Here is a 17,887-nt window from a genome sequence, read left to right on the forward strand (position 1 = left end):
AGGCTAGCCGCGCCCCCTACCCCGCACGCGCCCCCTACCCCGCACGCGCCCCCCGTTGTTGATCACGTTAAGTAGGTGTACGCCTGCTTCCCAAGGCCAGGAACCCGGGTTAAGCGTGCCTAGGCCTACTTAACGTGATCAACAACCGGACGGCGGGCGGGGACGGCGAGAGCCCGCCACCCCGGAAGGGCGACGGGCTCTCGTCGAGAGGGTGTCTCAGGCGTCCTTGTCGGACTCCTCGGCCGCCTCTGCCTCCGCAGCCTCGTCGGCGTCCGGCATGGAGCCCGGCGCCTCGAAACCGGCGGCCTCAGCGGCCTCCTGGTTCGCGAACCACACCTCAGCGTCGGTCTGGTCGTACCAGGGCGACTCCGGGGTGTGGTACTTCTTCGAGCCCTCGTTGCCCTTGATGTCAAAGCCCTCGGGGGCCGAGCCGTCGGCCAACGGGGCGTGCGAGCCCTCGCCGTACGGCGCCTCGGTCGCCTCGGTGACGTCCTCGGCCGGAGCCTCGCTCGCCTTGGCGGCCTTCTTGGCCGCGGTCTTCTTGGTCGCCGACTTCTTGGCGGCCTTCTTGGTCGCCGACTCGGCCTCCTTGACGGTGGCCTGCTTGGCGGACAGCGGCTCGCGAACCAGCTCGATCACGGCCATGGGGGCGTTGTCGCCCTTGCGGGGAGCGATCTTGGTGATCCGGGTGTAGCCACCCTGGCGATCGGCCACGTCCGGCGCGATCTCGGTGAACAGGCGGTGCACGACGCTCTTGTCGTGGATCACCGCGAGCACCCGACGACGGGCGTGCAGGTCACCGCGCTTGGCGAAGGTCACCAGCCGCTCGGCGAGCGGGCGCAGGCGCTTGGCCTTGGCCTGGGTGGTCGTGATGCGGTCGTGCTCGAACAGCGCCTGGGCGAGGTTGCCGAGGATGAGCCGCTCGTGCGCCGGGCCGCCGCCGAGGCGCGGACCCTTCGTGGGCGTGGGCATGGTGGTCGATCTCCTACCGGTCGGTCACGGGGTTCGGGTCAGGTCCAGGATCAGTACTGCTCGTCCTCGGCGTAAGCGGCGTCGTCATCGGCGCCGTACGCCTCGACAGCAGCGGCCGGGTCGAACCCGGGCGGGCTGTCCTTGAGCTGCAGCCCCATGCCGACGAGCTTGGCCTTGACCTCGTCGATCGACTTGGCGCCGAAGTTGCGAATGTCGAGCAGGTCGGCCTCGCTGCGACCCACGAGCTCACCCACGGTGTGAATGCCCTCACGCTTGAGGCAGTTGTAGGAGCGGACCGTGAGGTCGAGCTCCTCGATCGGCAGGGCCAGGTCGGCAGCCAGCGCGGCGTCCGTCGGCGAGGGGCCCATGTCGATGCCCTCGGCCTCGACGTTGAGCTCGCGGGCCAGGCCGAACAGCTCGACGAGTGTCTTGCCGGCCGAAGCCATGGCGTCGCGCGGGGTCATGCTGGCCTTGGTCTCGACGTCGACCACGAGGCGGTCGAAGTCGGTGCGCTGCTCGACGCGGGTCGCCTCGACCTTGTAGGTCACCTTGAGCACCGGCGAGTAGATGGAGTCGACCGGGATGCGGCCGATCTCGGCGTCGCCGGACTTGTTCTGGGCGGCGGAGACGTAGCCGCGGCCGCGCTCGACGGTGAGCTCCATCTCGAGCTTGCCCTTGGCGTTCAGCGTGGCGAAGTGCAGCTCGGGGTTGATGATCTCGACGCCGGCCGGCGGCACGATGTCGGCGGCCGTGACCGCGCCGGGACCCTGCTTGCGCAGGTACATCACGATGGGCTCGTCGTGCTCGCTGGAGACGACCAGCGACTTCACGTTGAGGATGAGCTCGGTGACGTCCTCCTTGATCCCCGGGATCGTGGAGAACTCGTGCAGCACGCCGTCGATGCGGATGCTGGTCACTGCCGCGCCCGGGATGGACGACAGCAGGGTGCGACGAAGGGAGTTGCCGAGGGTGTAGCCGAAGCCCGGCTCCAGCGGCTCGATGACGAACCGCGAGCGAGCGTCGTCGACGCTCTCCTCGGTGAGCTGGGGACGCTGTGCGATCAGCACTGGTGCTTTTCCTTTCCACGGGTGTCCGCCATATGACACCTCGCGACCGTGCGCCGTCCCGGGTCACCCCGGGCGGGCGCTCCCGTGCGGTCTCTGTCCGCCGCGCGGGATGTGCTGGACGCCGGCCCGACCCGCAGGTGCGCGCGGGCCGACGTCCGTCAGTGGTTCAGTTCTTCGAGTACAGCTCGACGATCAGCTGCTCCTGGACCTGCGTGTCGATGACCTGCCGGGCCGGGAGGGAGTGAACGAGGATGCGCATCTGGGTCGGGATCGCCTCGAGCCATGCCGGCACGGTGCGCTCGCCGGCCTCGGCGCGAGCGACCACGAACGGGGTCAGCTCGTGCGAGCGCTGGCGGACCTCGATGATGTCCTTCTCGCGCACCCGGTACGACGGGATGTCGACCTTGACGCCGTTCACGATCAGGTGACCGTGGCGGACCAGCTGGCGCGCCATGTCACGGGACTTGGCGAAGCCGGCCCGGTACACGACGTTGTCCAGCCGGGTCTCGAGGATGCGCAGCAGGTTCTCGCCGGTCTTGCCGGTGGAACGGTGCGCCTCCTCGTAGTAGCCGCGGAACTGCTTCTCGAGGACGCCGTACATGCGCGCAGCCTTCTGCTTCTCGCGCATCTGGAGCAGGTACTCGGACTCCTTGGTCCGGGCACGGCCGTGCATACCCGGGGGGTACGGACGGATCTCGATGGGGCACTTGGGCCCATCGCACTTGGAGCCCTTGAGGAAGAGCTTGGTCTTCTCGCGACGGCAACGCTTGCAGTCTGGGCCGGTGTAACGCGCCATGTGGCTGGTTCTCCTTGGGTAAGGCGCTAGCAGGGAAAGAGGCGCAGCTCAGACGCGGCGGCGCTTGGGAGGACGGACGCCGTTGTGCGGCACGGGGGTCACATCCTGGATCGAACCGACCTCGAGGCCGGTAGCGGTCAGGGAGCGGATCGCCGTCTCGCGGCCCGAGCCCGGGCCCTTGACGAAGACGTCGACCTTGCGCATGCCGTGCTCCATCGCGCGACGGGCGGCTGCCTCGGCAGCCATCTGAGCCGCGAACGGGGTGGACTTGCGCGACCCCTTGAAGCCGACCTGCCCGGCCGAGGCCCAAGAGATCACGGCCCCGCTGGGGTCGGTGATCGACACGATCGTGTTGTTGAACGTGCTCTTGATGTGAGCGTGCCCGTGGGCGACGTTCTTCTTCTCCTTGCGGCGCACCTTCTTGGCGCCCGCAGCGGTACGGCCCTTGGGAGGCATCTGCTGGTTACTCCTACGTTCGAGGTTCGGGACCCGTGCACGTCAGCGCACGGAGGGGCTGGCTACTTGCGGCCGGCCTTCTTCTTGCCGGCCACCGTGCGCTTGGGCCCCTTGCGGGTACGCGCGTTGGTCTTGGTGCGCTGTCCGCGCACCGGCAGGCCACGGCGGTGCCGCAGCCCCTCGTAGCTACCGATCTCGACCTTGCGGCGGATGTCGGCAGCAACCTCGCGACGCAGGTCGCCCTCGAGCTTGAAGCTCGCCTCGAGGTGGTCACGCAGCTTGACGAGGTCTTCGTCGGTGAGGTCACGCACGCGCACGTCGGGGCTGACCCCGGTCGCTGCGAGCGTCTGCTGGGCGCGGGTGCGCCCAACGCCGAAGATATAGGTGAGCGCGATCTCTACACGCTTCTCGCGCGGGAGGTCGACGCCAATCAGACGTGCCATGTGGCGGTGTCTCCTGGTCTGTCGTACGGAGGTCTGGAGCAGCACCGGCCCCCACCGTTCGAGGTGGGGTCCCCGGCCTCCGCGGCCGGGGGTGGCGTCCGACGCTGTCGCGTCGGGGTCGGGTGCTGCGGCTTGTCTTGTCGTTCGGTCCTGAAGTGCTGCCGTGCAGGTGGCTGCTCAGCCCTGGCGCTGCTTGTGGCGCAGGTTCTCGCAGATCACCATGACCCGGCCGTTACGGCGGATCACCTTGCACTTGTCGCAGATCTTCTTGACGCTCGGCTTGACCTTCATCGCCCTGCTGTCTGCTCGTGGTTGGTCGGTGGGTCGGTGGTGCTCAGTGGTGCTCAGTGGTGCTGAAATGCGGTGGCGCTGACGTGCGGTGGTGCGGACGTGGCGCCTCAGCGGTACCGGAAGACGATCCGGCCGCGCGTGAGGTCGTACGGGCTGAGTTCGACGACGACCCGGTCCTCGGGGAGGATCCGGATGTAGTGCTGGCGCATCTTGCCTGAGATGTGCGCCAGAACCTTGTGGCCGTTGCTCAGCTCGACGCGGAACATCGCGTTCGGCAGAGCCTCGACGATCGTGCCTTCGATCTCGATGACACCGTCCTTCTTCGCCATATCCTCCGCAATCCGTCGTTTCGTGGGCAGCCCACACGTGGGCCACCCCCTGGGTGGTAGTGCTGCAGCGCACGCGTCACAGCGTCCTCATGCCGCCAGAACCAGCCGCGGGACGGGGCGAGGACGAGGGTGCTCGTGAGCCGACACAGCAGAATACGCCAGATCGTGCTCAGAACCCAAACTCGCGAGGCTCAGGCGCTCAGCACGCCACCCTCGAACACCTGGTGCTGGCCGCCACCGGACTCCACCTCGGTGTCGCCGAGCGGGTATCCCCACGAGCCGGACACCCCGCCGTCCGCCTGCCAGGCGGCGAGCACCCGGCTGCGCACCACGTACGCGGTGTTGCCGCTTCGGGCCCACAGCTGCCCGCTCTGGAAGGTCTGGCCCACCCCGCCGCCGGGCCCCCCGACCTGCGCCTGGACCGGCCAGCCGATCACGCTGCTCGGGCCGGACAGGGCGGTCCAGCGCTGCCAGATCGCGCCGTGCACCGCGAATGTGCCGTGCGAGGTGCCGCAGATCGCGCCGGCCCCGAACGGCTGTATCCAAGCGGTGGGGCTGGCCGGGTACGTGCGGTCCGAGCTGGGGTAGCCGAGCACGCCGCCCTCGCGGCCCAGCCCGACCCACACGGAGTAGGCGGTCGACCAGACCGCGCCGACCTTGGTCCGGCCAGGGGTGATCGCGATCGCGCCGCCTTCGAAGGTCTGGACCAGGCCCTTGCCGTCCATCGCGGGGCCGACCTCGTCCGTCGGGTAACGCAGCACCCCGGTCGTCCCACCGCGGGTCAGCCAGCGGGTCAGCGCCCACCCGGTCATGATCGCGTGCGCGCCAGGGCTGGGCGCGGAGTAGATCTGCCCGTTCTCGCAGGTCAGGTACTGCCCGCGGCCGTCCCCGACCTCGCGGATGGCGTTGGTCGAGGCACCGAGCGCCCCGCCGTTGGACCCGAGCTGGTCGTACTTGCGCTGGATCGCCCCGGGCCGGGGCAGGCAGACCGCGCTGTGCTCGGCGGTCGCGTTGTCGGTCAGCGAGGTGGTCGTGCAGTTCGTCCAGTTGTACGGCGCGACGCAGCTGACCACCCGGCAGGCGACGCCGCCGCTGCACCGCACCTGGGTGTTGCACTGGCCGTACCGGAACGCGTTGCAGCACACCTTGCGCTTGTCGCAGCCGGACGACGTCGAGCAGCGGCAGTTGCAGCTCCAGCAGCTGGAGTTGCAGATGTTGTCGTCCGAGCAGCCGGTGCTGCAGTCCGAGCAGGAAGCGTTGCAGTCGACGATGTAGCGGTAGCCGCCACCGCACCACGAGGAGTCCGCCGCCTTCCACCAACCGGCGGCGAAGGTCCCGGGCGGGCAGGAGTTGTGGCCGCGGTTGATGGTGCAGCAGAAGACCGTGTAGCCGTCCGCGCAGGCCGCTCCCGGCCCGCATACCGTCGCGGCGGCGGTCTGTGGTCGCAGGACATAGCCCTTCGGGTCGACCACCAGAGCCGAGCCCACCACCGCGGTCTGCACCAGGAAGCCGCGCCGGCTGAACCTGGCCAGTCCGCGCGAGACGCGACCGGCGATCCGCATGGCGGTCGACGTCTCGGCCGTCGCCTCCAGCAGCGTGGTCATCGCATCGCCCCCATCCGCTGCATCGTGCGCCGGTCGGTGATCCGGACAGTGCGGACCAGCCGCTCCGCACGTGGCACCAGCACCATCCGGCGCGAGTGCGCACCCAGCACCACGAACAGGCAGAACGCGCGTCCGCCCACCGAGAGGAAGTGCTGCGCCGCGCTCACGCCCGGGATCGAGCGAGCCATCCGGTTGGCGCTGAACTGGGACGGGCGCAGCTGCGGCATGCCCTGCGGCGCGAACAGCCCCTGGTCGGCGACCTCCGGCCCGAACTCGATCAGCGACACGAACACGTCCTCGCGGCCGAGCCGGTCCACGATCCCCGAGCCGAAGTCGCCGCGGTCGGCCGGCAGCGGGAGGGTGCATGCGTGCAGCACCGGGTAGGTCTGCTCGCCGGGGCGCTCGGCCTCGCGCCGGTAGATCCGCGACTCCCAGCCCTGGTCCGCGCCGTCCAGCTCCAGCCCGTGCTTCGACACGGTCATCTCAGCTCCACCCCGCTCCGGCCACGACGACCGCGGTGACCACCAGTGCTCCACGGGACAGCCGGTCCACCGGCCTACGCCACCTGTCCAGCCGCTTGAAGAAGACATGCAGGTCGCCCGGTGACCGCACCCCGTGCAGGGCCAGGATCGGCAGCGCTCGAGCCAGGCCGAACACCGCGCCCAGCACCAGCCCCACAGCTGGGGTCGCGGACCAGACCGCCAGCAGCAGTACCGCGTACACGGTCGAGCTCGTCACGATGGTCAGCACGCCCGCCCCGAGCTGGAGGCCGAAGCCGAGCCCGTAGACCCAGCCGCGGTAGCGCGTCAGCCAGGCCTCGTCGACCTGCCGGCGCCACGACGGCGGCCCGTGGCCGCCGGACCGGACGTCTAGCAGCAGGCCGGTGAGCACGGCGAGCGCGACCAGGCCCGCCGCGAGTGGCGACCCCCACCAGGACGAGGGCAGCAGGGTGCCCAGCGACGCCGCGAGGACTCCCACGACGGCACCGCCGACCAACGACCCGACGAGGTAGGCGGTGACGGTCAGTCCCCACCGGGCACGACGCGCCCGCTCACCGAGCGGGCTGATGCTGGACAGCATCGACTCCCCTCAAGGTGACCAGGTCGAGCGCACCGCGGCCACCACAGCCAGCGGGACGCCGAGGACAAGGGCAAGCGTGCTCGCAGTCATCGCCGTCCCGGACTGTCCGCGTCGGGATCGACGAACAGGCTCGGGTGCCCCGGCACGATGCCCGCGCTCAGCAGGTCGCGGTCGGTGCGCGGCAGGTCGTCGCGGTCGGACGCCGCCCCGCCGGGGGCCGTACTCACCTGACCCGGGCCGGCGCGGCCGGCACGCCGCCGGGCCTCGGCCGAGTCGTCGACCGCCTGGCTCATCAGATCCCGCACCTGCGCCCAGCTGGTCGAGGAGCCCTCGCCGGTGATCACACCGTCCTCGACGTACACGAAGTACGGCGAGCCCGGCACCTCGTAGTCCGTCCAGGCCGCCGAGGACTGCACGACCTCGAGGGTCGGACCGGCCAGCTCCCGTAGCCGGGTGGGGCTCTCGTCCTCGACGCCCTTGGTGACCACCACCAGCCGACCGTCGCCCGGGACGTCGACGCCTCCCGGCGCCAGCTCGTCCCAGAACGTCTGGCAGACCGAGCATCCACTGGTCAGGAACGCGATCAGCGTGCGCCGGCCGGAGCCGCGGACCGGGATGGTCGCCTCCTCGCCCGCCACCGTGGTGCCTACCACGGCGGCGGCACGGGAGCTGCCCGCGCGGGTCGCGGGAACCACGCCCGGCTGCACGTTGATCGGCACCGGCCCCGACACCGACGGCGCCGACGACCCGCCGCGCTCGAGGTCCAGCCCCGCACCCAGCTCGTGCAGAGCCCGCAGGATCAGCGCATGACTGCGCAGCAGGCCCAGCACCAGCACGGTGAGCAGGACGATGGCCAGGCCCTCGGCGACGACGACAGCGAGCACGGTTCAACCTCTCTGCGGAGCGCTCGCCGAGCGCACCGCGGCGGGGGTGAGGGTGGGCAGGACGGCGATCACCAGGTAGCTCAGCGCTGCGACCAGCACGGCGAAGGCCGCGCCGACCAGGGCGAGCACGGGCTGGTCGGTCAGGACGGTCCACGGTGCCGGGTCGGGCGGCGACGCGGCGACCAGCAGGCCGGAGGCCGCCAGCAGCAGCGTCGTGAGCAGGTGCGCCGGCGTGGCGGGGGTGTCCGGCCGCCCGAAGCAGCCGCACGAGGCCAGGACGCCGCCCCGACGCAGCACGAGCAGCACGAACGCGGAGAACGCCAGGTAGCCGACCGCCACCAGGACGCCGGTCACCCGGCCCGGCCGGACCACTGCGGCCACGCCCAGCAGCACCTCACCGGCGGCGAGCAGCCGGACCACTGGCCGGCGGGCGATCGGCGCGGTCAGCTCCACCGAGCGCAGTGCCCGGACCAGAGGGAGCGGGTCCTTCAGCTTGGGAAGCCCGGCCAGCACCAGCAACCCGGCGGCAGCCAGGAACGGACAGATGGCCGCGCTTCCCATGTGGCTCGACGTTACACGGCGCCAGCCGGAAGCTACGTCAGGTCAGCGGCGCGAATTTCGCGCCGAGCTCGGTGAGCTTCTGCTCGCCGCCGTCCAGCGCCGTGAGCACCCACAGTCCGGCCTCGGTGACCGCCACCGTGTGCTCGAAGTGGGCGGCACGCGAGCCGTCCAGCGTGACGACCGTCCAGTCGTCGGCGAGCACCCGGGTCTGCGCTGAGCCCCTGGTGAGCATCGGTTCGATGGCCACCGCCAGACCGGGACGCACGCGCACGCCCTTGTCGCGTACCCGGTAGTTGGGCACCTGCGGGTCCTGGTGCATCTCGGTGCCGATGCCGTGGCCGACGTACTCCTCGACGATGCCGTAGTCATGGTCGGCGGACAGCACGAGGTCCTCGACGGCCGCGCCGACGGCGTGCAGCCGCTCGCCCACCGCGAGGGCGGCGATGCCACGCCACATCGACTCCTCGGTGACCCGAAGCAGCTCGGTGTCCGCGGGGTCCGCGTGCTGGCTGCCACCCACGACCAGGCTGATCGCGGAGTCGCCGTGCCAGCCCTGCAGGATCGCGCCGCAGTCGATGGACACCACGTCGCCGTCCTGCAGCCGCCGCGCGCCCGGGACGCCGTGCACGATCTCGTCGTTGACCGAGATGCATACGGTGGCGGGGAACGGCGGGTGCCCGTAGCCCAGGAAGCTCGGCGTGGCGACCGCGTCCCGGATCGTCCGCTCGGCGAGCTGGTCGAGCTCACCGGTGCTCGTCCCGGCGACCGCGGCCTCGCGCAGCCGCTCGAGGGTCTGCCCGACGAGCAGCCCGGCCTGCCGCATCAGGCGCAGCTGGTCAGGCGACTTGTACTGGATCCGGTCGCGGCCGATCATCTGCGGGCCTCAGCGTGCGGAGTCGATGGCGGCGACGAGTCGGCCGGTGACGCCCTCGACGTCCCCGAGGCCGTCCACGGCGACCAGTAGGCCGCGCTCGCGGTAGACGTTCACCAGTGGTGCCGTCTCGTCCGCGTAGATCTGCTGGCGCCGGCGGATGACGTCCTCGGTGTCGTCCGTGCGGCCGTCGGTCTCGGCCCGCTTGAGCAGGCGGCCGACGATCTCCTCGCGGTCCACGGTCAGCTCGGCCACGACGTCCAGGGCGTGACCGCCCTCGGCGAGCATCGCGTCCAGCTCGTCGACCTGCGCCTTGGTGCGCGGGTAGCCGTCGAGCAGGAAGCCGGGCTCTGCGTCCGCCTGGGCCAGCCGGTCGCGGACCATCGCGTTGGTGATCTCGTCCGAGACGTAGCCGCCGCTGTCCAGGATCTCCTTGACCTGCACGCCCAACGGGGTGCGCTGGGAGATGTTGGCGCGGAAGATGTCGCCGGTGGAGACGGCGGGAATGCCGTAGTGCGCGGCCAGCCGAGCTGCCTGGGTGCCCTTTCCGGCCCCCGGCGGTCCGAGGATGACGAGACGCATCAGCGCAGGAACCCTTCGTAGTGCCGCTGCTGGAGCTGGGACTCGATCTGCTTGACGGTCTCCAAGCCGACCCCGACGATGATCAGGATCGACGTGCCGCCGAACGGGAAGTTGCCGCTGGCGTTGACCAGGGCCAGCGCGATCAGCGGGATGAGCGAGAGCACACCGAGGTACAGGGCGCCGGGAAGGGTGATCCGGCTGAGGATGTAGTCCAGGTACTCGGCGGTCGGCCGACCTGCCCGGATGCCAGGGATGAAACCGCCGTACTTCTTCATGTTGTCGGCGATCTCGTCGGGGTTGAAGGTGATCGCCACGTAGAAGTACGTGAAGAACACGATCAGCACGAAGTAGACGAGCATGTAGAGCGGGTGGTCGCCGCGCACGAAGTAGCGCTGCACCCAGACCACCCAACCGGTGGTCTTGTCGTGCTGGAACTGGGCGATCAACGCCGGCAGGTACAGCAGGGACGACGCGAAGATGACCGGGATGACGCCCGCCTGGTTCACCTTGATCGGGATGTACGTGCTGGTGCCGCCGTACTGGCGCCGGCCGATCATGCGTTTCGCGTACTGCACCGGGACCCGTCGTTGGGACTGCTCGACGAACACCACTGCGGCGACGATCACCAGACCGACCGCGACGACCAGCAGGAACACGCCCCAGCCCTTGGATGCCTTGATGGCCCACAGGGCGGTCGGGAAGCTGGCTGCGATCTGGGTGAAGATCAGCAGGGACATGCCGTTGCCGATGCCGTGATCGGTGACCAGCTCGCCCAGCCACATGATCAGGCCGGTGCCGGCGGTCATCGTGGCGACCATGATCAGGATCGTGGTCCACGAGTCGCTGGGCACCAGGTCCTGGGCGCAGCCGGGGAACAGCGTCCCGGGGTTGCGGGCCACCGACACCAGGGTGGTGGACTGCAGGATCGCCAGGCCGATGGTGAGGTAACGGGTGTACTGGGTCAGCTTGGCGGTGCCCTGCTGACCCTCCTTCTTCAGCTCCTCGAACCGCGGGATCACCACGGTGAGCAGCTGGACGATGATGCTCGCCGTGATGTAGGGCATGATGCCGAGCGCGAAGACGGACAGCTGCAGCAGCGCGCCGCCGCTGAACATGTTCACGACGCCGAGCAGCGAGTTGTCCTTGGTGAGGTCGATGCACTCACGCACGGCCGGGTAGGAGATCCCCGGCGTCGGCAGCAGCGAGCCCAGCCGGAACAGCACGATGATGGACATCGTGAACAGGATCTTCTTGCGCAGGTCAGGCGTGCGGAATGCCCGTGCGAACGCGGTGAGCACGAATCCTCCAAATCCACCGCGGTGGCGGCATTGACGGCCCGTCACGACGGACCTGCGGACGATAACACCCCGGAACCCGGCTTTGGCGGGGTCCGGGGTGTCGGCCGTGAGCCCGGGTCGCGGGCTCGCTGCGCGGGTTAGAGCTCGGTGGCGCTGCCCCCGGCTGCGGCGATCTTGTCCTTCGCCGTGGCCGAGAACTTGTGCACCGTGACGTTCACGGCCACCGAGATGTCGCCGGTACCCAGGACCTTGACGGGCTCGCCCTTGCGGACCGCCCCCTTGGCCACGAGCTCGTCGACGCTCACGTCGCCGCCGTCCGGGAACAGCTCACCGAGGCGGTCGAGGTTGACCACCTGGTACTCCACCCGGAACGGGTTCTTGAAGCCGCGAAGCTTCGGCAGCCGCATGTGCAGCGGCGTCTGGCCACCCTCGAAGCTCGCCGGCACCTGGTAGCGCGCCTTCGTGCCCTTGGTACCGCGACCAGCGGTCTTCCCCTTGCTGCCCTCACCGCGACCGACGCGGGTCTTGGCCGTCTTGGCCCCCGGTGCCGGGCGAAGGTGGTGCACCTTCAGCGTGGTGTCCTTGGCCATGTCAGTCGACCTCCTGGTACGTCACGAGATGAGCCACCGTGGCGATCATGCCGCGGATCTCGGGACGGTCCTCTTTGACGACGACGTCGCCGATTCGCTTGAGACCGAGCGTGCGCAGGGTCTCTCTCTGGTTCTGCTTGCCACCGATCGTGGATCGGGTCTGGGTCACCTTGAGCCGTGCCATCAGGCACCCATCCCAGCAGCCCGGGCCCGCAGCATCGCGGCCGGGGCCACGTGCTCGAGCGGCAGCCCACGGCGGGCGGCCACGGCCTCGGGGCGCTCAAGGCCCTTCAGCGCGGCCACCGTCGCGTGCACGATGTTGATCGGGTTGTCCGAGCCGAGCGACTTGCTGAGCACGTCGTGGATACCTGCGCACTCGAGCACGGCGCGCACCGGACCACCGGCGATGACACCGGTACCTGGAGCAGCCGGACGCAGCAGCACGACACCGGCGGACGCCTCACCCGTGATGGGATGCGGGATGGTGCCCTGGATGCGCGGGACCTTGAAGAACGACTTCTTGGCTTCCTCGACGCCCTTGGCGATCGCCGCGGGCACCTCCTTGGCCTTGCCGTAGCCGACGCCCACGGTGCCGTCGCCGTCGCCGACCACCACGAGGGCGGTGAAGCTGAAGCGGCGGCCGCCCTTGACGACCTTGGCCACCCGGTTGATGGTCACGACGCGCTCGACGTACACGTTCTTGTCGCCGGAGTCGCGGCCGCGGCCGCCGCCACCGTCACGACGGTCACGACGCTCGTTGCTGCCACCGGCACCGGCACCGGCACCGGTTCCACGGCGCTGGGGTCCAGGCATCAGACGTTCCTCTTCTCTGCGACTACGGAGTTGGCCTCGAGGGCGATGGTCGCCATCACAGCGCCAGACCCCCCTCGCGGGCACCGTCGGCGATCGCCGCGACCCGGCCGTGGTACTTGTTGCCGGCCCGGTCGAAGACGACCGACTCGATGCCGGCGCTCTTCGCGCGGTCGGCGAGCAGCTCGCCGACCTTTCGCGCCTTGGCGGTCTTGTCGCCGTCCAACGCCCGCACGTCCGGCTCCATCGTCGAGGCCGACGCCAGGGTGATGCCCTGGGTGTCGTCCACGACCTGGACGAAGACGTGACGGGAGGACCGGGAGACGACCAGGCGAGGACGCGCGGCCGTGCCGGAGATCTTCTTGCGGACACGCAGGTGACGACGGCCGCGTGCGGCCACCTTGCCCTTCGCCCGCTTGACGGTCACTGCCATGACTTACTTCCCAGCCTTTCCGACCTTGCGGCGGATGTGCTCGCCGGCGTACCGCACGCCCTTGCCCTTGTACGGGTCAGGCTTGCGCAGCTTGCGGATGTTGGCGGCGACCTCGCCGACCTGCTGCTTGTCGATGCCCTGGACGCTGAGGCGCAGCGGGCCGTCGGTGGTGAAGCTGATGCCCTCGGGGGCCTTCACCGTGATGGAGTGGCTGTAGCCGAGCGCGAACTCCAGGTCGGACCCCTTGGCCACCACGCGGTAGCCGGTGCCGACGATCTCGAGCTTCTTCTCGTAGCCGTTCGTGACGCCCTCGACCATGTTGGCGATGAGCGTGCGGGTCAGACCGTGCAGCGAGCGGTTGCGACGCTCGTCGTCCGGACGGGTGACGTTGATCGTGCCGTCGTCGTCCCTGGCGACGGCGATCGGCGTGGCCACGGTGTGCGACAGGGAACCCTTGGGGCCCTTGACGTGCACGTCCTGGCCGTCGATGGTCACCTCGACGCCCGAGGGCACGGTGACAGGGAGTCGACCGATGCGAGACATGGCTTCCCTCCCTTACCAGACGTAGGCGAGGACTTCCCCACCCACGCCCTTCTGAGTCGCCTGACGGTCGGTGAGCAGACCCGAGGACGTCGACAGGATCGCGACGCCCAGGCCGCCGAGCACCTTCGGCAGGTTGGTGGACTTGGCGTAGACCCGCAGGCCGGGCTTCGACACGCGGCGGATGCCGGCGATCGAGCGCTCGCGGCTCGGGCCGTACTTGAGCTCGATCACGAGCTTCTTGCCCACCTCGGCGTCCTCGACGGCCCAGGAGGAGATGTAACCCTCCGCCTCGAGGATCTCGGCGATGTGGGACTTCAGCTTGCTGAACGGCATGGCCACGGAGTCGTGGTACGCCGAGTTCGCGTTACGCAGACGCGTGAGCATGTCTGCGATGGGGTCGGTCATCATCGGGCTTTCCTGCCCTTCCTCACCGTGGTTTCACGAGCCGAACTGGCTCAGGACCTGCGGTGTAGTGGTTACCAGCTGCTCTTGGTGACGCCCGGCAGCTCGCCGCGGTGTGCCATCTCGCGAAGGCAGATGCGGCAGAGGCCGAACTTGCGGTACACGGAGTGCGGACGGCCGCACCGCTGGCACCGGGTGTAGCCGCGAACCTTGAACTTGGGGGTCTTGTTCGCCTTGTTGACGAGCGAGGTCTTGGCCACGTCAGTTCTCCTTGAACGGGAAGCCGAGCTGCTTCAGCAGCGCACGGCCCTCGTCGTCGTTGGTCGCGGTCGTCACGACCGTGATGTCCATGCCGCGCACGCGGTCGATCCGGTCCTGGTCGATCTCGTGGAACATCGACTGCTCGTTGAGACCGAAGGTGTAGTTGCCGTTGCCGTCGAACTGCTTCGGCGACAGGCCGCGGAAGTCGCGGATGCGGGGCAGGCCCAGGGATACCAGTCGGTCCAGGAACTCCCACATGCGATCCCCGCGCAGCGTGGTGTGCGCACCGATCGGCATGCCCTCGCGCAGCTTGAACTGCGCGATGGACTTGCGGGCCTTGGTCACGACCGGCTTCTGGCCGGTGATCGCGGTGAGGTCCTTGACCGCACCCTCGATCAGCTTCGAGTCGCGGGCCGCCTCGCCGACACCCATGTTGACGACGACCTTGACGACGCCGGGCACCTGCATGACGTTCCCGAAACCGAACTGCTCGGTCAGGTTCGCGATGATCTCGTCGCGGTACTTCTGCTTCAGCCGCGGTAGCGCGCGCGGCGTGCCGGTGGACTGCTCAGTGGTGGTGGCGGTCATCAGACGTCCTTCCCCGACCGCTTGGCCACGCGCACGCGAACCGTGCGCTCGCGGCCGTCACGCTCGACGGTCTCGGTGCGGTACCCGGCCCGGGTGCGCTTCTTGGTCTCGGGGTCGACCAGCATGACGTTGCTGATGTGCAGCGCCGCCTCCTGGGTGATGATCCCGCCGGTCTTCGCGCCACGGCCGGACGTGCCGACCTTGGTGTGCCGCTTGACCTGGCGCACGCCCTCGACGAGCACCCGCTGGCGCTCGACGTCGACGCTGATCACCTTGCCCTGCTTGCCGCGGTCGCCGCCGTTCTTCTGCGAGCGGCCGGTGATGACCTCGACGAGGTCACCCTTCTTGATCTTGAACTTCGCCATGGTCAGAGCACCTCCGGCGCAAGGGACACGATCTTCATGAACTTCTTGTCGCGCAGCTCGCGACCGACCGGCCCGAAGATGCGCGTCCCGCGCGGGTCGCCGTCAGCCTTGAGGATGACGGCGGCGTTCTCGTCGAAGCGGATGTACGAACCGTCCGGACGCCGGCGCTCCTTGCTGGTGCGCACGATGACCGCCTTGACGACGTCGCCCTTCTTGACGTTGCCGCCGGGGATGGCGTCCTTGACGGTGGCGACGATCACGTCACCGATACCCGCGTAGCGCCGACCCGAGCCGCCGAGAACACGGATGCAGAGGATCTGCTTGGCACCCGTGTTGTCGGCGACCTTGAGTCGCGACTCCTGCTGGATCACTACTAACTCCTGTCGTCGCGCTGGTTCTCGTCCAACGAGCCTTGCGGAACTGGTGTTTGGACTACTTGGCCTTCTCGAGGATCTCCACGACGCGCCAGCGCTTGGTGGCTGACAGCGGGCGGGTCTCCATGATCACGACAAGGTCGCCGGCGCCGGCTGAGTTCTGCTCGTCATGCGCCTTGACCTTGCTGGTGCGTCGCAGGACCTTGCCGTAGAGCGGGTGCTTGACCCGGTCCTCGACCTCGACCACGACGGTCTTGTCCATCTTGTCGCTGACGACGTAGCCGCGACGCGTCTTGCGGGCGGCGCGGTCGGCCTCGGTGCTGGTGCTCACAATGTCCTTCTCAGTCTTCTCGCTCATGCCTGGCCCTCCGAACGGGTCCGGATGCCGAGCTCGTACTCGCGCAGCACCGTGTAGATGCGGGCGATGTCGCGACGGACGGCGCGCAGCCGACCGTGGCTCTCGAGCTGGCCGGTGGCCGACTGGAAGCGCAGGTTGAACAGCTCTTCCTTGGCCTTGCGCAGCTCCTCGACGAGGCGCTCCTCGGTCATCTCGGCCAGGGCCGAGGTCGTGAGGTCCTTGGAACCAACGGACATCAGAGGTCACCGCCTTCACGCCGCACGAAACGGCACTTCATGGGGAGCTTGTGCATCGCCCGCAGCATCGCCTCGCGGGCGATCGGCTCCGGGACGCCGGACAGCTCGAACATCACGCGTCCGGGCTTGACGTTGGCGATCCACCACTCCGGGGAACCCTTACCGGAACCCATGCGGGTCTCGGCGGGCTTCTTGGTCAGCGGACGGTCCGGGTAGATGTTGATCCACACCTTGCCGCCACGCTTGATGTGCCGGGTCATGGCGATACGCGCGGACTCGATCTGCCGGTTGGTGACGTAGGCGGGCTCGAGAGCCTGGATGCCGTAGTCGCCGAAGGCGATCGCGGTGCCGCCCTTGGCAGCGCCCGAGCGACCCGGGTGGTGCTGCTTGCGGTGCTTCACACGACGAGGGATCAGCATGGCTCAGCCCTCCGTTGCCGGGGTAGCGGTGGCCTCTGCGGGAGCGGACTCAGCGGCCGCCGGGGCGTCGCTGCGCGCGCCACGGGTCGGACGGTCGCCACGCGCGCCGCGCGCGGGACGGTCGCTGCGGTCACTGCGCGGGCCGCGGGGCGCGCGGGGGGCAGCGGCCTGCTGCTGCGCGAGCTCCTTGGCGGTGACGTCGCCCTTGTAGATCCACACCTTGACGCCGATCCGGCCGAACGTCGTGCGGGCCTCGTACAGGCCGTAGTCGATGTTCGCGCGCAGTGTGTGCAGCGGGACGCGACCCTCGCGGTAGAACTCCGAGCGCGACATCTCGGCGCCACCAAGGCGACCGGAGCACTGCACCCGAATGCCCTTGGCGCCGGCGCGCAGGGAGCTCTGCATCCCCTTGCGCATGGCACGACGGAACGACACGCGGGCGGAGAGCTGCTCGGCGATGCCCTGGGCGACCAGCTGCGCGTCGATCTCGGGGTTCTTGACCTCGAGGATGTTCAGCTGGACCTGCTTGCCCGTGAGCTTCTCGAGCTCGCCGCGGATGCGGTCGGCCTCGGCGCCGCGGCGGCCGATGACGATGCCCGGACGCGCGGTGTGGATGTCGACGCGGACGCGGTCACGCGTGCGCTCGATCTCCACCTTCGAGATGCCGGCCCGCTCCATGCCCGTGGACATGAGCTTGCGGATCTCGACGTCTTCCTTCACGTAGTCGCGGTAGCGCTGACCCGGCTTGGTGCTGTCGGCGAACCAACGGCTCTTGTGGTCGGTGGTGATGCCGAGACGGAACCCGTGCGGGTTGACCTTCTGTCCCACTAGCGGGTCCTCCCCTTCGTGGCGGCCTTCTTGCTCTGGCCGGTGGTATCGGTGTCGACAGTGCCCACGACCACGGTGATGTGGCTCGTGCGCTTGCGGATCCGGTAGGCACGCCCCTGGGCGCGCGGACGGAACCGCTTCATCGTCGGGCCCTCGTCGACGTACGCCTCCTGGACGACCAGGTCACGCTCGTCGAAGGCCTCGGAGGCCTTGTCCGCCTTGACCCGCGCGTTGGCGACGGCGCTGAGCAGCACCTTGCGGATCGGCTCGCTGGCCGCCTGCGGAGCGAACTGCAGCACCGCGGAGGCCTGCGTCGCGTCCTTTCCTCGGATGAGGTCGACGACGCGCCGGGCCTTCTGGGGCGTGACACGGACGTACCGCGCCTGCGCCTTGGCTTCCATTGCTGTCCCTTGTCTCTCGGTGAGTTTCGTTGTGTCCGGTGAGTG

Annotated in this window: 30 protein-coding genes; all 30 read right to left on the reverse strand. The window is 69.3% G+C overall.

The window, feature by feature from the left end:
* Nucleotides 1-216: 216 nt before the first annotated feature.
* Nucleotides 217-972, reverse strand: a complete 756-nt coding sequence (gene rplQ / locus ACPPVT_RS19035) for a 50S ribosomal protein L17 (RefSeq protein ID WP_426563041.1) — start codon at nucleotides 970-972, stop codon at nucleotides 217-219.
* A gap of 50 nt (nucleotides 973-1,022) precedes the next feature.
* Nucleotides 1,023-2,039 carry a DNA-directed RNA polymerase subunit alpha gene (locus ACPPVT_RS19040; protein WP_426563043.1) on the reverse strand — a complete coding sequence of 339 codons (1,017 nt, stop codon included), beginning with the start codon at nucleotides 2,037-2,039 and terminating at the stop codon, nucleotides 1,023-1,025.
* 166 nt (nucleotides 2,040-2,205) lie between these two features.
* A complete protein-coding gene (gene rpsD, locus ACPPVT_RS19045) occupies nucleotides 2,206-2,835 on the reverse strand; it encodes a 30S ribosomal protein S4 (RefSeq protein WP_426563045.1) in 630 nt (209 codons plus the stop codon).
* Nucleotides 2,836-2,883: 48 nt separating this feature from the next.
* On the reverse strand, nucleotides 2,884-3,291 hold the full coding sequence (gene rpsK / locus ACPPVT_RS19050) for a 30S ribosomal protein S11 (protein WP_426563047.1): 408 nt from the start codon (nucleotides 3,289-3,291) through the stop codon (nucleotides 2,884-2,886).
* 62 nt (nucleotides 3,292-3,353) lie between these two features.
* The gene (rpsM, locus tag ACPPVT_RS19055) at nucleotides 3,354-3,734 is read right to left on the reverse strand and encodes a 30S ribosomal protein S13 (RefSeq protein WP_426563049.1); all 381 of its coding nucleotides are present in this window, start codon (nucleotides 3,732-3,734) and stop codon (nucleotides 3,354-3,356) included.
* Nucleotides 3,735-3,911: 177 nt separating this feature from the next.
* Nucleotides 3,912-4,025, reverse strand: coding sequence for a 50S ribosomal protein L36 (gene rpmJ / locus ACPPVT_RS19060; protein ID WP_034266058.1), 114 nt, complete (start codon nucleotides 4,023-4,025; stop codon nucleotides 3,912-3,914).
* A gap of 107 nt (nucleotides 4,026-4,132) precedes the next feature.
* Nucleotides 4,133-4,354, reverse strand: coding sequence for a translation initiation factor IF-1 (gene infA / locus ACPPVT_RS19065; protein WP_013493543.1), 222 nt, complete (start codon nucleotides 4,352-4,354; stop codon nucleotides 4,133-4,135).
* Between the two features lie 191 nt (nucleotides 4,355-4,545).
* Entirely contained in the window at nucleotides 4,546-5,958 is a 1,413-nt protein-coding gene (locus ACPPVT_RS19070) for a hypothetical protein (protein WP_426563053.1), read from the reverse strand.
* Complete coding sequence (locus tag ACPPVT_RS19075) at nucleotides 5,955-6,440, reverse strand: hypothetical protein (RefSeq protein WP_426563055.1); 486 nt, start codon at nucleotides 6,438-6,440, stop codon at nucleotides 5,955-5,957. The genes ACPPVT_RS19070 and ACPPVT_RS19075 overlap by 4 nt, the downstream gene beginning before the upstream one ends.
* A 1-nt stretch (nucleotide 6,441) precedes the next feature.
* Nucleotides 6,442-7,038, reverse strand: a complete 597-nt coding sequence (locus ACPPVT_RS19080; RefSeq protein ID WP_426563056.1) for a hypothetical protein — start codon at nucleotides 7,036-7,038, stop codon at nucleotides 6,442-6,444.
* An 86-nt stretch (nucleotides 7,039-7,124) separates the two neighbouring features.
* Nucleotides 7,125-7,922 (reverse strand): hypothetical protein, encoded by a 798-nt coding sequence (locus tag ACPPVT_RS19085; RefSeq protein WP_426563058.1) that lies wholly within the window; start codon nucleotides 7,920-7,922, stop codon nucleotides 7,125-7,127.
* Nucleotides 7,923-7,925: 3 nt separating this feature from the next.
* Nucleotides 7,926-8,483 (reverse strand): MauE/DoxX family redox-associated membrane protein, encoded by a 558-nt coding sequence (locus ACPPVT_RS19090; RefSeq protein WP_426563060.1) that lies wholly within the window; start codon nucleotides 8,481-8,483, stop codon nucleotides 7,926-7,928.
* Between the two features lie 37 nt (nucleotides 8,484-8,520).
* A complete protein-coding gene (gene map, locus ACPPVT_RS19095) occupies nucleotides 8,521-9,357 on the reverse strand; it encodes a type I methionyl aminopeptidase (RefSeq protein WP_426563062.1) in 837 nt (278 codons plus the stop codon).
* Between the two features lie 9 nt (nucleotides 9,358-9,366).
* Complete coding sequence (locus ACPPVT_RS19100; protein WP_426563064.1) at nucleotides 9,367-9,936, reverse strand: adenylate kinase; 570 nt, start codon at nucleotides 9,934-9,936, stop codon at nucleotides 9,367-9,369.
* Nucleotides 9,936-11,234, reverse strand: a complete 1,299-nt coding sequence (gene secY, locus ACPPVT_RS19105; protein ID WP_426563066.1) for a preprotein translocase subunit SecY — start codon at nucleotides 11,232-11,234, stop codon at nucleotides 9,936-9,938. Before secY ends, ACPPVT_RS19100 begins: the two co-directional genes overlap by 1 nt.
* Before the next feature lie 137 nt (nucleotides 11,235-11,371).
* Complete coding sequence (gene rplO, locus ACPPVT_RS19110; protein WP_426563068.1) at nucleotides 11,372-11,824, reverse strand: 50S ribosomal protein L15; 453 nt, start codon at nucleotides 11,822-11,824, stop codon at nucleotides 11,372-11,374.
* Nucleotide 11,825: 1 nt separating this feature from the next.
* Complete coding sequence (gene rpmD, locus ACPPVT_RS19115) at nucleotides 11,826-12,008, reverse strand: 50S ribosomal protein L30 (protein WP_345715402.1); 183 nt, start codon at nucleotides 12,006-12,008, stop codon at nucleotides 11,826-11,828.
* Complete coding sequence (gene rpsE / locus ACPPVT_RS19120; RefSeq protein WP_426563070.1) at nucleotides 12,008-12,637, reverse strand: 30S ribosomal protein S5; 630 nt, start codon at nucleotides 12,635-12,637, stop codon at nucleotides 12,008-12,010. The genes rpmD and rpsE overlap by 1 nt, the downstream gene beginning before the upstream one ends.
* 55 nt (nucleotides 12,638-12,692) lie before the next feature.
* The gene (gene rplR / locus ACPPVT_RS19125) at nucleotides 12,693-13,067 is read right to left on the reverse strand and encodes a 50S ribosomal protein L18 (protein ID WP_426563072.1); all 375 of its coding nucleotides are present in this window, start codon (nucleotides 13,065-13,067) and stop codon (nucleotides 12,693-12,695) included.
* A 3-nt stretch (nucleotides 13,068-13,070) separates the two neighbouring features.
* Nucleotides 13,071-13,610, reverse strand: a complete 540-nt coding sequence (gene rplF / locus ACPPVT_RS19130) for a 50S ribosomal protein L6 (RefSeq protein ID WP_426563074.1) — start codon at nucleotides 13,608-13,610, stop codon at nucleotides 13,071-13,073.
* Nucleotides 13,611-13,622: 12 nt separating this feature from the next.
* Nucleotides 13,623-14,018 (reverse strand): 30S ribosomal protein S8, encoded by a 396-nt coding sequence (rpsH, locus tag ACPPVT_RS19135; protein ID WP_345715406.1) that lies wholly within the window; start codon nucleotides 14,016-14,018, stop codon nucleotides 13,623-13,625.
* A 68-nt stretch (nucleotides 14,019-14,086) separates the two neighbouring features.
* A complete protein-coding gene (locus ACPPVT_RS19140; protein ID WP_426563076.1) occupies nucleotides 14,087-14,272 on the reverse strand; it encodes a type Z 30S ribosomal protein S14 in 186 nt (61 codons plus the stop codon).
* 1 nt (nucleotide 14,273) lies between these two features.
* Nucleotides 14,274-14,861, reverse strand: a complete 588-nt coding sequence (gene rplE, locus ACPPVT_RS19145) for a 50S ribosomal protein L5 (protein WP_426563078.1) — start codon at nucleotides 14,859-14,861, stop codon at nucleotides 14,274-14,276.
* On the reverse strand, nucleotides 14,861-15,226 hold the full coding sequence (gene rplX, locus ACPPVT_RS19150; RefSeq protein ID WP_426563080.1) for a 50S ribosomal protein L24: 366 nt from the start codon (nucleotides 15,224-15,226) through the stop codon (nucleotides 14,861-14,863). The genes rplE and rplX overlap by 1 nt, the downstream gene beginning before the upstream one ends.
* Before the next feature lie 2 nt (nucleotides 15,227-15,228).
* Nucleotides 15,229-15,597, reverse strand: coding sequence for a 50S ribosomal protein L14 (rplN, locus tag ACPPVT_RS19155; protein WP_426563082.1), 369 nt, complete (start codon nucleotides 15,595-15,597; stop codon nucleotides 15,229-15,231).
* Nucleotides 15,598-15,658: 61 nt separating this feature from the next.
* The gene (rpsQ, locus tag ACPPVT_RS19160) at nucleotides 15,659-15,958 is read right to left on the reverse strand and encodes a 30S ribosomal protein S17 (protein ID WP_426563084.1); all 300 of its coding nucleotides are present in this window, start codon (nucleotides 15,956-15,958) and stop codon (nucleotides 15,659-15,661) included.
* Nucleotides 15,955-16,194, reverse strand: coding sequence for a 50S ribosomal protein L29 (gene rpmC / locus ACPPVT_RS19165; RefSeq protein WP_426563086.1), 240 nt, complete (start codon nucleotides 16,192-16,194; stop codon nucleotides 15,955-15,957). The genes rpsQ and rpmC overlap by 4 nt, the downstream gene beginning before the upstream one ends.
* The gene (gene rplP / locus ACPPVT_RS19170; protein ID WP_426563088.1) at nucleotides 16,194-16,613 is read right to left on the reverse strand and encodes a 50S ribosomal protein L16; all 420 of its coding nucleotides are present in this window, start codon (nucleotides 16,611-16,613) and stop codon (nucleotides 16,194-16,196) included. The genes rpmC and rplP overlap by 1 nt, the downstream gene beginning before the upstream one ends.
* 3 nt (nucleotides 16,614-16,616) lie before the next feature.
* Nucleotides 16,617-17,441: a 30S ribosomal protein S3 gene (rpsC, locus tag ACPPVT_RS19175; protein WP_426563090.1), complete on the reverse strand. Its 825-nt coding sequence runs from the start codon at nucleotides 17,439-17,441 to the stop codon at nucleotides 16,617-16,619.
* Nucleotides 17,441-17,842, reverse strand: a complete 402-nt coding sequence (gene rplV, locus ACPPVT_RS19180; RefSeq protein WP_426563092.1) for a 50S ribosomal protein L22 — start codon at nucleotides 17,840-17,842, stop codon at nucleotides 17,441-17,443. Before rplV ends, rpsC begins: the two co-directional genes overlap by 1 nt.
* Nucleotides 17,843-17,887 lie beyond the last annotated feature (45 nt).

Origin of the sequence: Angustibacter sp. McL0619, from assembly GCF_049994355.1 — a bacterium.
Lineage (GTDB): Bacteria > Actinomycetota > Actinomycetes > Actinomycetales > Angustibacteraceae > Angustibacter.